The 12,925-nt window shown below is 62.7% G+C and carries 10 protein-coding genes; 9 read left to right on the top strand and 1 reads right to left on the bottom strand.

Annotated features, from left to right (window positions below; translation table 11 throughout):
- The first annotated feature begins 1 nt into the window (after position 1).
- From CXR03_RS00905 to CXR03_RS00885, 5 genes are all read left to right on the top strand, one after another.
- Positions 2–2,038, top strand: a complete 2,037-nt coding sequence (locus tag CXR03_RS00905) for an acyltransferase family protein (protein WP_258073438.1) — start codon at positions 2–4, stop codon at positions 2,036–2,038.
- Positions 2,039–2,143: 105 nt separating this feature from the next.
- Complete coding sequence (gene glf / locus CXR03_RS00900; RefSeq protein ID WP_104101351.1) at positions 2,144–3,331, top strand: UDP-galactopyranose mutase; 1,188 nt, start codon at positions 2,144–2,146, stop codon at positions 3,329–3,331.
- A 92-nt stretch (positions 3,332–3,423) separates the two neighbouring features.
- Positions 3,424–5,340 (top strand): glycosyltransferase, encoded by a 1,917-nt coding sequence (locus tag CXR03_RS00895; protein WP_104102729.1) that lies wholly within the window; start codon positions 3,424–3,426, stop codon positions 5,338–5,340.
- Positions 5,341–5,342: 2 nt separating this feature from the next.
- Positions 5,343–6,215, top strand: coding sequence for an ABC transporter permease (locus CXR03_RS00890; RefSeq protein WP_104101350.1), 873 nt, complete (start codon positions 5,343–5,345; stop codon positions 6,213–6,215).
- A gap of 3 nt (positions 6,216–6,218) precedes the next feature.
- On the top strand, positions 6,219–6,950 hold the full coding sequence (locus tag CXR03_RS00885) for an ABC transporter ATP-binding protein (RefSeq protein WP_104052534.1): 732 nt from the start codon (positions 6,219–6,221) through the stop codon (positions 6,948–6,950).
- Positions 6,951–7,026: 76 nt separating this feature from the next.
- Here the strand turns inward: CXR03_RS00885 and rfbA are convergent, their stop codons facing one another.
- Positions 7,027–7,899 (bottom strand): glucose-1-phosphate thymidylyltransferase RfbA, encoded by an 873-nt coding sequence (rfbA, locus tag CXR03_RS00880; protein ID WP_104101348.1) that lies wholly within the window; start codon positions 7,897–7,899, stop codon positions 7,027–7,029.
- Between the two features lie 297 nt (positions 7,900–8,196).
- On the opposite strand from rfbA, the gene CXR03_RS00875 reads away from it, so the two are divergent.
- From CXR03_RS00875 to CXR03_RS00860, 4 genes are all read left to right on the top strand, one after another.
- A complete protein-coding gene (locus tag CXR03_RS00875; protein WP_104101346.1) occupies positions 8,197–9,483 on the top strand; it encodes a hypothetical protein in 1,287 nt (428 codons plus the stop codon).
- Between the two features lie 66 nt (positions 9,484–9,549).
- Positions 9,550–10,548, top strand: coding sequence for a dTDP-glucose 4,6-dehydratase (rfbB, locus tag CXR03_RS00870; RefSeq protein WP_104052531.1), 999 nt, complete (start codon positions 9,550–9,552; stop codon positions 10,546–10,548).
- A 4-nt stretch (positions 10,549–10,552) separates the two neighbouring features.
- Positions 10,553–11,980 (top strand): bifunctional dTDP-4-dehydrorhamnose 3,5-epimerase family protein/NAD(P)-dependent oxidoreductase, encoded by a 1,428-nt coding sequence (locus CXR03_RS00865; protein ID WP_104101345.1) that lies wholly within the window; start codon positions 10,553–10,555, stop codon positions 11,978–11,980.
- Positions 11,977–12,882, top strand: coding sequence for a glycosyltransferase family 2 protein (locus CXR03_RS00860; RefSeq protein WP_104101343.1), 906 nt, complete (start codon positions 11,977–11,979; stop codon positions 12,880–12,882). Before CXR03_RS00865 ends, CXR03_RS00860 begins: the two co-directional genes overlap by 4 nt.
- Positions 12,883–12,925: the final 43 nt, after the last annotated feature.

Below are 12,925 nucleotides of genomic sequence, written 5' to 3'. Positions count from 1 at the left end.
CGTGCCGGTCTCCCCTGACACCCCGACTCCGTCGGCAGTAAAGTCCACATACCGCCCCGAAGTGCAGGGACTCAGGGCCCTCGCAGTGCTGATGGTTGTCACCTATCACATTTGGTTTGGGCGTGTCTCCGGCGGTGTGGATGTTTTCCTCCTGATCTCCGCCTTCCTGCTGACCCTCTCATTTATCCGCAAGGTGGAGGGTGGGCGGGCCCTCCAGCTGGGAAGATACTGGCTGCACCAATTCAAGCGGCTGCTGCCGCCCGTGGTGGTGGTGGTGCTCGGAACACTGACGGCAACGGCGCTGTTTGTTCCGCAAAGCAGATGGACCGAGATTCTGTCCCAGAGTTGGGCTTCGCTGCTGTATTTCCAGAACTGGCTGTTGGCGGCCGAATCCGTGGACTACTACGCTGCGGACCACAGCACCGCGAGTCCGCTGCAGCATTTCTGGTCGCTGTCCATTCAAGGCCAGGTTTTCATTCTGTGGCCCCTGCTGCTCGCCGCGTCGGCGCTTTTGGCCAAGGCCTTTAGGGTCCGTTTCCGTGTAGTGGTGTTGTCCGTCTTTGGTGCAGTTTTCGCCGCTTCCTTTACTTTTTCCGTTATTGAGACCTACGGAAACCAGGCGCACGCCTACTTCGACACCCGCACCCGGTTGTGGGAATTCGCTTTCGGGACCCTGCTTGCACTGGCCCTGCCGTATCTGAAGCTTCCCCGGGGTCTGCGGGTGGCTGCCGGGTGGCTGGGGCTGGCCGCGATGCTCAGTGTCGGCTTCCTGCTGGACGTGCAGGGGCAGTTCCCCGGCTATGTCGCGCTGATGCCGCTGGTGGCGGCATCGCTGGTGATCGTGGCCGGGCAGACAGGCAGCCGCATCGGCGCAGACCGGTTCCTGTCCTGGAAGCCGTTGATGCGTCTTGGTGACATGTCCTACGCCTTGTATCTGTGGCACTGGCCCGTACTGGTGATCTACCTGATCTGGCGGGACAGGCAGGAAGTGGGACCGGTCGGTGGAACAGCGATCATCATGCTCTCCCTTGTCCTGGCCTACCTGACTACCAAGCTGGTTGAACGCCCGCTTCGTTCCTCGGCCTGGGTCAATCGAAACTCGATGCGGGCCGCCGTGGTGATTGGTCTGTGCGTCGCCCTGGTGGCGGCTCCGGTAGCCGGCTGGCAATACGGACTGAAAGTCCAGGCCGAGCGGCTTGAAGCCGAGGCGCTCAAGGACAACCCGGGAGCACGTGCGTTGCTGGCGGATTTCACGGACCTCAGCAACCCGGATGCACAGCCCATTCCCCTGCTCAGTGCCCTGTCCAAGGAATGGGGCGTCCTGGAAACAGACTGCTCGAACCTCGAAATTCAGCCGTCCGACCCCGTGCTGACGGAATCCTGCATGGCTTCGGTCCCGCCGGCGGGAGCGGAAAAAACCATTCTCGTGGTTGGTGATTCCCATACTGAACAGTGGCTTGGGGTACTGGAGCCTATGGCCAGGGAGCACAACTACCAACTGGTTTCCCTGCTGCTGGGTGCTTGCTCCTTCGGAGCGACCTCTGACAGCAGGGGGGCAGGATGCAATGACTTCAATGCGGCTGCGCTCGAGTACGCCCAGGAACTGAAACCCGACGCGGTCTTCACCGTGGCGACGGCCGCCCATCCGGTGGAAGCACTTGATACGCCGGTGGACGGGCTGGCGGAGGCGTCCGCTACTCTGCAGCAGGCGGGGATCCCGGTGGTGGGTGTCCGCGACAATCCCCGTTATGCCTTCAATATGATCAGCTGCGCCGAGGCCAACGGATTGAACTCAGAAGCATGCACCGCGGATGTGAACGAGAAACTTTCCGATTCCCGTGTCATCACATCCTTCTTTGCAGCGGTTCCGGGAGTGGAACTGATGGACATGACGGATGTGATCTGTCCGAACGGGACCTGCGGCCCGGTGGTGGGCAACGTTTACGTCTACATGGATGACAACCATCTGACGACCACCTACACAGCCTCAATGCTCGAACAATTCGAGCAGCGGTTCCACACAGCCGTGAACTGGTAGCGGGTGGGCCGTGTTGCCAAAAGTGCCGGTGCACCGATTCTCGGATAACCTAGACCGTCGGGTGCGTGCCCGCATGGGCCGTATCGAAACAAACAGGAGAAACAAGTGAACGTTGACCTCGTCGTCGTCGGATCGGGATTTTTCGGTCTGACCGTAGCCGAGCGCGCTGCAAAGGAACTGGGCCTTAAGGTCGCTGTCCTGGATCGCCGCCACCACATTGGCGGCAACGCCTACAGTGAAAAGGAAGCTCAGACGGGCATCGAGGTGCACCGCTACGGAGCGCACCTTTTCCATACGTCCAATGAACGCGTCTGGGAGTACGTCAACCGGTTCACCGAGTTCACCAACTACGTTCATAAGGTGTACACCAGCCATAAGGGCGAGGTGTACTCCATGCCCATCAACCTGGGCACGATCAACCAGTTCTTCCGTTCCTCCATGGGCCCCGCCGAGGCAAAGGCCCTGATCCAGGAGCAGGCCGGCGAGCTCGCCGGAACTGATCCGGCCAACCTCAATGACAAGGGCATCCAGCTGATCGGCCGCCCGCTGTACGAGGCGTTCATCAAGCACTACACCGGCAAGCAGTGGCAGACCGATCCCAAGGACCTGCCGGCCGAAATTATCAGCCGCCTGCCGGTCAGGTACAACTATGACAACCGGTACTTCAACGATAAGTACGAGGGGCTGCCGGTTGACGGGTACACCGCCTGGATCGAGCGGATGGCGGACCACCCCAATATCCAGGTCCACCTGAACACCGATTTCTTCGACGCCGGACATGAGTTCTCCCGCGACGCCACCCGGGGCCAGGTGCCGGTCATCTACACCGGCGCCGTGGACCGCTACTTTGACTATGCCGAGGGGAACCTCTCCTGGCGCACCATCGACCTCGAAGAAGAGGTCCTGCCGATGGAGGATTTCCAGGGCACCTCGGTCATGAACTATCCGGATGAGGACGTTTCCTACACCCGGATCCATGAGTTCCGTCACTTCCACCCTGAGCGCGAGTACACCAAGGACGCCACGGTCATCATGCGTGAATTCTCCCGGTTCGCGGAGAAGGGTGACGAGCCGTACTACCCCGTCAACACGGCGGAGGACCGGGCCAAGCTCCTGGCCTACCGCGACCTTGCCAAGGGCGAAAAGGAAGTCCTCTTCGGTGGACGCCTGGGCACCTACAAGTATCTGGACATGCACATGGCGATCGGATCGGCATTGTCGATGTACGACAATAAGATCAAGCCCCACTTCACCGGCGGGGCAAAGCTCGAAAGCGGAGGAGTTGACGCGTGAGCCAGCTGAAGACTGAAGAAAAGCAGGGCACCACCGGGGAATCGGAGCAGTGGCATACGCTGCAGCGCATTATTTTCCCGGACCAGAGCCAAATGGACACGGCACTGCTGTACGTCGACAGCGGCTCTGCCATGGGTGCGCAGTTCAACACCATGGACGGCTCCATGATGAAGTCCACCAAGACGCAGAGCACCGAGGCCGCCGCGTCCGGCGGTGAAGTGCATGTGGAGGACTTTCTCTCCCGCACCGGCACCATTGCCCGCCCCGGGCAGCGCCTGTCCTTCGGCACCTACTTCAATGCGTTCCCGGCCAGCTACTGGCGCCGCTGGACCAACGTTGAAAGTGTCCGCCTGCACGTGGAAACCAAGGGCGCCGGCGCCGTCAGCGTCTACAAGTCCAACGCCCGCGGCTCCCTGCAGCACGTGGAGACCCGGCGGGTGGACGGTGACACGGTTTCCGACTTCGACCTCACCCTGAAGCCCTTTGGCGACGGCGGCTGGTACTGGTTTGACCTGGTGGCGGGCGCCGAGCCCATGGCCCTGGTTGAAGCCAACTGGATGGCCGAAGGCGAGGCGCAGAAACCCGGTTCAATCACGCTGGAAATCACCACGCTGAACAAGAACGAGTTCTGCCTGAACAACCTCAAGATTCTGGCGGATAATCCCGAGGCACTGGAAAACGTTGCCGAGGTGCTGATCGTTGACCAGGGAACAAAGAAGCTGGTCGATGCAGAGGGCTTCGCCGAAGCCGAAGCAGCGCTTGGCGGCAAGCTGCGAATGATCCACCAGGGCAACCTCGGTGGCTCCGGCGGCTTTGCCCGCGGCATGTACGAAGCGGTCGAGAGCGGCAGTGACTACGTGCTGCTGCTCGATGACGACATTGTCATGGAGCCGGAGAGCATCACCCGGATGCTGACGTTCGCTGACCACTGCAAAACGCCCACCATCGTCGGGGCGCACATGTTCGACCTGTACAACCGGTCGGTCCTGCACACCTTCGGCGAGACGGTGAACGTCTTCCGTTTCCAGCCCGACCATCCCTTCAAGGAGCAGGTGCTCGGCCACGACTTCGCGCGCACCAACCTGCGCACCACCTCGTGGATGCACCGCCGGGTGGACGTGGACTACAACGGCTGGTGGATGTGCATGATCCCCACCGAGGTTATCCGCAACATTGGGCTTTCCCTGCCCGTGTTCATCAAATGGGACGACGCCGAATACGGCCTCCGCGCCAAGGCCGCCGGCTACAATACCGTCTCACTGCCCGGTGCCGCCGTCTGGCACATCACCTGGGCTGACAAAGACGATGCCGTGGACTGGCAGGCCTACTTCCACAGCCGGAACCGCATCATCACCGCCCTGCTGCACAGCCCCTACCCGCGCGGCGGACGGGTGGTGCGTGAGGGCAGCTTCATTGATATCAAGCACCTGATTTCCATGCAGTACTTCACTGCACAGGGGCGCGTCATGGCGCTGAAGGACCTGATCGCCGGTCCGGAGCAGCTCCACGATATCCTGCCCAGCCGGCTCCCTGCCATCCAGGCGATGCGCAAGGAATATTCCGAAGCACAGTTCGAAGCCGACCCCGAGGCGTTCCCCCGCCCGGGCATGGTCAAGCCGCCGCGCCACGGGCAGGGTTTCAAGGCACCGTCCTACGTCACGCTCGTGCCCTGGGCAGCCAAGACCATTGTCCGGCAGCTGACCAAGCCGGTGGCGGAGTCCAGCCTCGAACGGCCCCAGGCCCGGGTTGCCCACATCGACAACCGGTGGTGGCGCATGTCGCAGTACGACAGTGCGGTGGTCACCAACGCAGACGGCACGGCAGCCTCGTGGTACCAGCGGGATCCAAAGAAGCTGCGGGCACTGCTGGCCGAGGGAGCGCGACTCAACGCAGAAATCCTGAGGGACTGGCACAAGCTGAGCCAGAAGTACCGCAAGGCGCTTCCGGAAATCACGTCCATGGAGGCCTGGAAAGCGACCTTCGAAAAGCACTCGGAAGAGAGTAAGTAAGCTTGTCCACCGGCGCGCTAGAAACCCCGGGGCGGGGAGCAGGACTGGCTGATATTTTCCGGTCCCGCTTCCTGCTCAAACTGCTGGTTTCGAAGGAACTTAAGGTCCGGTACCGAGGATCGGTTTTGGGGCTTCTGTGGTCCTATGTGAAGCCCGGCGTCCAGTTTGTGGTCTTCTACATTGCCCTGGGCGTCTTCCTCGGACTGGAGCAAAGCGACCGTAACCCGGGCGGACTGCCAAACTACGCGATTTATCTTTTCTCCGGAATTGTCCTGATCAACTTCTTCACTGAAGCGCTCGGCAACGCGTCCAGATCCATCGTCGGCAACGGAGGCCTGATCAAGAAGATCTACCTTCCCCGCCAACTTTTCCCGATGGCTTCCGTGTGGGTTTCCGGAGTGCACTTTGTGCCGCAGATAGTCATCCTGGTGGTCGCATGCCTGTTCAACGGTTGGCGGCCATCACTCCTGCAGCTGGCGGCCGCGGCGGCAGGATTCATCATCGTGACCCTGCTTGCGACCGGCCTGGGCCTGCTTTTCGGAGCGGTGAATGTCTACTTCCGCGATGCGGAGAACCTGGTGGACATGCTCCTCATGATTGCCACCTGGGCCTCGCCGGTGCTCTATTCCTGGACTATGGTGCGGGACAAGCTGGGGGAGACGTACTTCAACATCTACCAGCTGAACCCGATCACAGTAGGCGTGGAAACCTTCCACTACGCGTTCTGGCTTCCCACCACGGACAGCGCGGAGGCAATTCCGCCGCATCTGCTTTCCGTGTGGATTCCCGTTGCACTGGCTATTTCGGCAGCTGTGCTGCTGCTGGGCCAGCTAGTCTTCCGTCGCCTTGAAGGCCGTTTCGCGCAGGAGCTGTAAACCGTGGTAAATGCCATTGAAGTACGCAATATCAACAAGCAGTTCGTCCTGCGGCACACCCGCTCCATGAAAGAAGCGTTCGTCTGGCTGGTCAAAGGACGAAAAGGCGACCTGTCCGAGAAGTTCCACGCGCTCAAGGGTGTCTCGCTCGATATTGAGCAGGGCGAGACGGTGGCACTGCTGGGCCTGAACGGGTCCGGCAAGTCCACCCTGCTCAAGCACATCTCCGGCGTCATGCGCCCCGACAGCGGATCCGTGGGGACCCGGGGACGGGTGGCCGGGCTCATTGAGGTGGGAGCAGGTTTCCACCACGACCTCAGCGGCCGGGACAATGTCTACCTGAACGGCGCCATCCTGGGGATGACCGAGCAGGAGATCGATGAGAAGTTCGACTCGATTGTTGAGTTCTCGGAGATTGGCCAGTTCATTGATACCGAGGTGAAGTTCTACTCCTCGGGAATGTATCTCCGGCTGGCCTTCTCGGTGGCGGTGCATACCAACCCCGAAGTTTTCCTCGTCGATGAAATCCTCGCCGTGGGAGACGAACCGTTCCAAAAGAAGTGCATCGCCAAGATCCGTGAGCTGGCCGATGAGGGCAAGACCCTTGTTGTCGTGAGCCATGACCTGGACCTGGTGTCCAAGATCTGTGAACGCGGCGTACTGCTTGAACACGGCCAGGTGGTCATGGACGGGCCGGTGATCGACGTCGTCGCCCGCCTGCGCGGCCAGGGATAGGAAACCGGCAGACAGCAAAGGGCGGACCCGCCGGGTCCGCCCTTTTTGCTGCACCGGTTGTGGTGGTGGAAGCGCCTTACCTCTTGCCCGACTCGAGCAGGGAGAGCAGATAGTCTCCATAGCCGCTCTTTATCAGCGGCTCCGCCCGCTTGCGCAGCTCATCGTCCGAAAGGAACCCGAGCCGCCAGGCAACTTCCTCGGGCGAACCGATCTTCAGGCCCTGCCGGCTTTCCACGGTGCGGATGAAGTTGGAAGCGTCATTGAGGGAATCGAACGTGCCGGTGTCTAGCCAGGCGGTACCGCGGGGCAGGATGTCCACGCTGAGCTTGCCGCGTTCCAGATAGACCCGGTTGACGTCGGTGATTTCCAGCTCGCCGCGGGGGGAGGGCTTGAGCGATTTGGCGATCTCCACGACGTCGTTGTCATAGAAGTACAGGCCGGGAACGGCGTAGTTGCTCTTGGGACGTGCGGGCTTCTCTTCCAGGGACAGCGCCTTGCCGGCCGCGTCGAACTCCACCACGCCGTAGGCGCTGGGGTCCTGGACCCAGTAACCGAAGATGGCGCCGCCGTCCACGTTTTCGAAGCGGCGCAGCTGGGTTCCCATGCCGTGTCCGTAGAAGATGTTGTCACCGAGCACCAAAGCCACGGAATCGCTGCCGATGTGCTCTTCACCCAGGATGAAGGCCTGGGCCAGCCCGTCCGGGGAAGCCTGCTGGGCATAAGTGATGTTGATGCCGAACTGGCTGCCGTCTCCGAGCAGGCGCTCAAACTGATCGGCGTCGTACGGGGTGGTGATGATGAGGATGTCGCGGATGCCGCTCAGGATCAGAGTGGACAGCGGGTAATAGATCATCGGCTTGTCATAGACAGGGACAAGCTGCTTGCTGATGCCGTGGGTGATGGGGTGCAGCCGGGATCCCGTGCCGCCGGCCAGTATTATTCCGCGCATGGAATCATCTTCTCCCAGCCCTGGGCACCGGCAAAATCACAGGACGCGGACAGGCCCCGGTCTTTCGCGCCCAGAGGTTTCGGGCGCAAAGCATGCACAGGGCGCAGTGTGCCCCGGGTGAAGCTCCGGTAGGGTTTATCGGTGGGAGTTTTGTCTCCGGGGCGGCATCTCTGCCCGGCATCCTCCGCATAATCTTCTCCGGCCCGCTGCGGGCCGGAAGGAGCGGCTGACATGAGGTGAAAAGCAATCAGGTTCAAGTTGGGTAAAGCTACGGGGACTCAAACCCCTGAAAAAGGCATGGGCCAGGCTTCGGCCGCCGGCGTGGGAGCTGCCTCGCTGGCCTCCGCAGCCGTGGGTTACGTTGTGATCGTGGTGGCGGCCCGCACGCTGGACAAGCAGGACAACGCTGCCTTCCTGACCTTTTGGTCTGTGGTGTTCCTTGTCATCGGCGTGCTGGGCGGCATCGCCGTGGAGACCACCCGTGCCGCCAAGACCGCACGCAATCTCGAGGTTTCCGGTTCCGTGCCGGCAGAAACGCCTGACGGGCGGCGCCGGCCCCGCATGGGCCCGGTTGCTCTGGCGGTAGGCCTGGGGACGGGTCTTGTCCTCGCCGCAGCGTCCCCCCTGTGGGCACCGCCGGTCTTTGGCACCTACGCCACCGCACTTGTCCCGGTGGTCTGTGTGACCGCGGTGTTTTACGCCGGCCATGCTGTCATGATGGGTCAGTTCGGCGGGCTGGGACGCTGGGGGACTTATTCGAGAATGATCGCCTCCGAGTCTGCGGTCCGTCTCGCCGTCCTGGTTGTGGTGGTGCTGATCGGGGCAACGGTAGCGGGACTGGCCTGGGCAACCGCCGCGGGCACCGCTGCCTGGCTGCTGTTTATGCTCCTGTCACCCCAAAGCCGCAGAGCCTTCCTGCAGCGGTCCGATACGAGCCTGCGGCCCTACCTGCGGACGGTGTGGCATGCCTGCATGGCCGCGGCGGCCAGTGCGTCACTGGTGGTTGGCTTTCCCGTCCTGCTGCGCCTGACCACCACGGATTCCGTGTATCTGGAATCTGCTGCCCTCCTGATGGCGCTGTCGCTGACTCGGGCACCGCTTATGATCCCGCTGCAGGCATACCAGGGCGTTGCCATCACCCATTTCATGTCCCGGCGATCGGAGGGGCTGAAAGCAGTGGCTCCCATTTTCGGTTTGGTGATTGGAGTCGCCGTGGTGGGCGCTGCGGCAGCGTGGCTTCTTGGCCCCTGGCTCATGGTGGCCTTCTTCGGCGAACACTATGACATGTCCGCAGCGGTGCTGGCTGCACTGACGTTCGACGCCGGATTCCTGGCGCTGCTCACCCTGACCGGTGCGCTGACCATCGCCAGTAACCGGCACCGTGCCTACTCGCTGGGCTGGGTTACAGCCTGCGTGGTGTCCTTTGCCATGCTGTGGCTGCCGCTGGACATCGAGACACGGACGATTATCAGCCTTGCTGCGGGTCCGCTCTGCGGCATCGCGGTGCACCTGTGGGTCATCGTTCGCTCAGCGCCCGCATCCGGTGCCGCCGGCGGCGCAAAGCGCAGCACTGCAGCCCCCTGAGTGAAGGACTGCCGGCCTGTACAGACTCGGACAACGGTGCCCTGACGGGCAGGTAGGGTTAAAATCATGCAGAAACTTCTGGTGACCGGCGGAGCCGGTTTTATTGGGTCTAACTTTGTCCATTACGTACTCGAGCACACTGATGCGCAGGTTACGGTGCTGGACAAGCTCACCTATGCCGGCAACCGCGCCTCCCTGCAGGGCCTGGACCCGGCACGGTTCACCCTGGTCGTGGGCGACATCTGCGACGCCGCCCTGGTGGATCCGCTGGTGGCTGAGGCCGACGTCGTGGTGCACTACGCCGCTGAGTCCCACAACGACAATTCGCTGCATGACCCGCGCCCGTTCCTGGACACCAACATCATCGGCACCTACACGCTGATCGAAGCGGCACGCAAGCACGGCACCCGGTTCCACCACATCTCCACGGACGAGGTCTACGGCGACCTGGAACTGGATGACCCGGCACGGTTCACCGAAGCCACCCCGTACAACCCCTCCAGCCCGTATTCCTCCACGAAGGCCGGCTCGGACCTTCTGGTGCGCGCCTGGGTCCGGTCCTTCGGGCTGCAGGCCACCATCAGCAACTGTTCCAACAACTACGGCCCGTACCAGCACGTGGAAAAGTTCATTCCCCGCCAGATCACCAACGTGATCGACGGTGTGCGGCCCAAGCTCTACGGTGCCGGGGAGAACGTGCGGGACTGGATCCACGCCAACGACCATTCCTCGGCCGTGCTGACCATCATCGAAAAAGGCGAGATCGGCCAGACCTACCTGATCGGCGCCGACGGGGAGAAGAACAACAAGGAAGTCGTGGAACTGATCCTGACGCACATGGGCCTTCCCGCGGACGCCTATGACCAGGTCATTGACCGGCCCGGACACGACCTGCGCTACGCCATTGATTCCTCCAAGCTGCGCTCCGAGCTGGGCTGGGCTCCGCAGTTCTCCAATTTTGAGCAGGGACTGGCGGACACCATCGCCTGGTACCGGGAACACGAGCAATGGTGGCGGCCCCAGAAGGACGTCACCGAAGCCAAGTACAAGGTCCAGGGCCAGTAACGCCATGACCGTGGAATTCTCCAAGCCGCTGGCTGCCCGCCCCACACCCATTCCCGGCGTCGTCCTGTATGACCTTCCGGTCCACGGCGACAACCGCGGCTGGTTCAAGGAAAACTGGCAGCGGGAAAAGATGCTTGCGCTGGGGCTGGAAGACTTCGGGCCGGTGCAGAACAACATTTCCTTCAACGAAAAGGCCGGCACCACCCGCGGCATCCACGCCGAGCCCTGGGACAAGTACATTTCCGTGGCCACAGGCCGGATCTTCGGCGCGTGGGTGGACCTGCGCGAGGGCCCGTCCTTCGGCACGGTCTTCACCGCCGAGATGGGTCCGGACACGGCCATCTTCATCCCGCGCGGGGTGGGCAACGCCTTCCAGACCCTGGAGGACAACACCGCCTACACGTACCTGGTCAATGACCACTGGAGCGCCGATGCCCAGGGGCAGTACACGTTCCTGAACCTCGCTGACGAGACCGCGGCCATCCAGTGGCCGATCCCGCTGGAAAAGGCGGAGCTCTCGGACAAGGACAAGGCCCATCCTCGGCTGGCCGATGTGGTGCCGATGCCGCCGAAGAAGATCCTGGTCCTGGGGGCGGACGGACAGCTGGGCCGTGCCCTGCGCGCTGAGTACGACGGCGCCGGGAACGTTGAGTTCGCCGCCCGCGCCGATTTTGACCTCACCGATCCCGCGTCCTTCGCGTCACGGAACTGGAAGAACTACTCAGCGGTCATCAACGCAGCCGCGTACACGGCCGTGGACACCGCTGAAACAGCCGAGGGCAGGGCGGCGGCCTGGGCCATCAACGCCGCGGCCGTGGCCCGGCTGGCCCGGGTTGCCGTGGAGCACCGAATCACGCTGGTGCAGGTTTCCTCGGACTATGTTTTCGACGGCACTGTTGAGCCGCACCGTGAGGATGAACCGTTCTCGCCGCTGGGCGTGTACGGGCAGTCCAAGGCCGCCGGGGACACCGTGGTGGGGGCCGTGCCGGCGCACTACATCGTCCGCACGTCCTGGGTGATTGGGGAGGGCAGCAATTTCGTGAAGACCATGGCTTCCCTGGCCGCCCGGGGGATTAGGCCGTCAGTGGTGGATGACCAGATCGGCCGGCTCACGTTCACCGAGGACCTGGCCGCGGGTATCCGGCATCTGCTGGATTCCGGTGCCCCGTACGGTACGTACAACCTCACGAACACCGGGCCCGCTGTTTCCTGGGCCGAGATTGCACGGGAGGTGTTCCGCCTCTGCGCGGCGGCACCGGAGTCCGTGACGGGTGTGTCCACGGCGGAGTACTTCGCGGGCAAGGAGGGCGTGGCTCCGCGGCCGCTGCTCTCCACCCTGGACCTGGGCAAACTTGAGGCGGCCGGGTTTGTGCCGGAGGCCGCGGCCAAGCGTCTGGAGAGCTATGTCCGGGATTTGGGAGAGGAATCATGACAGCCGAGCCGGAAGTGCTGGGCATTTACATCCCGTTCTGGGGAGATCTTGGCTATTTGCGGACCGCGGTGGAGAGTGTACGCAGCCAGACAAGCCCCCATTGGCGCCTGACCGTTATCAACGATGCCTACCCGGACCGCGCCGTTGACGAGTACTTTGCCGGGCTGGCGGAGGAACCGCGGATCCGGTACATCCGCAATCCGGAAAACTGCGGCATCACCGAGAATTTCCGTCGGTGCGTGCAGATGGCCACCGAGCCGCGGCTGGTCATTATGGGCTGCGATGACTTCATGCTGCCCGGCTACGTCGAGACGGTGATGGCGGCCCACCGGGCGGCTCCACGGGTCGGGATCATTCAGCCCGGGGTCCAGGTGGTGGATGAGCACGGCAAACCGTCCGCCACGCTCGCGGACAGCGTCAAGCAAAAGATGCTTCGGCCCCGGACTCCGCCCGTCCGTACGCTCCACGGAGACCGCCTGATGGCGGGCCTGATGCATGGAAACTGGCTGTACTGGCCGTCTCTGGCCTTCCGGCGGGACGCCGTCCAAACCCATGATTTCCGTGATGATTTTTCCGTGATTCAGGACCTCGCCCTCATCCTGGACCTGGTCATGGACGGCGAAGACCTGATGGTGCTTCCGGACCCCGTATTTTGTTACCGCCGCCATAGTTCCAGTGCGTCTTCACTGGAGCTGGTGGACGGCAGCCGGTTCGAGGGGGAGCGCCGGTTCTTCTCCCTTGCAGCCAGCCTGACGGCAGGCAAGGGGTGGTCCCGCACCCGGCGGGCCGCCCGGCTGCACCTCACGTCCCGTGCGCACGCTCTTGTCTTGGTTCCCGGGGCCCTTCGCTCGGGGAACACCCGTGCGGTTCCGATTCTGCTGCGGCACGCCTTCGGCAGCTGATCCGCCTCGTCCGAATACCTGAAACGACGGTGGCCGTCCCAAA

This window comes from Arthrobacter sp. 08Y14 (assembly GCF_002929455.1).
GTDB lineage: Bacteria > Actinomycetota > Actinomycetes > Actinomycetales > Micrococcaceae > Arthrobacter_B > Arthrobacter_B sunyaminii.
The sequence above is the reverse complement of the archived record's forward strand: the minus strand, read 5'-3'. Positions and strand labels throughout refer to the sequence as shown.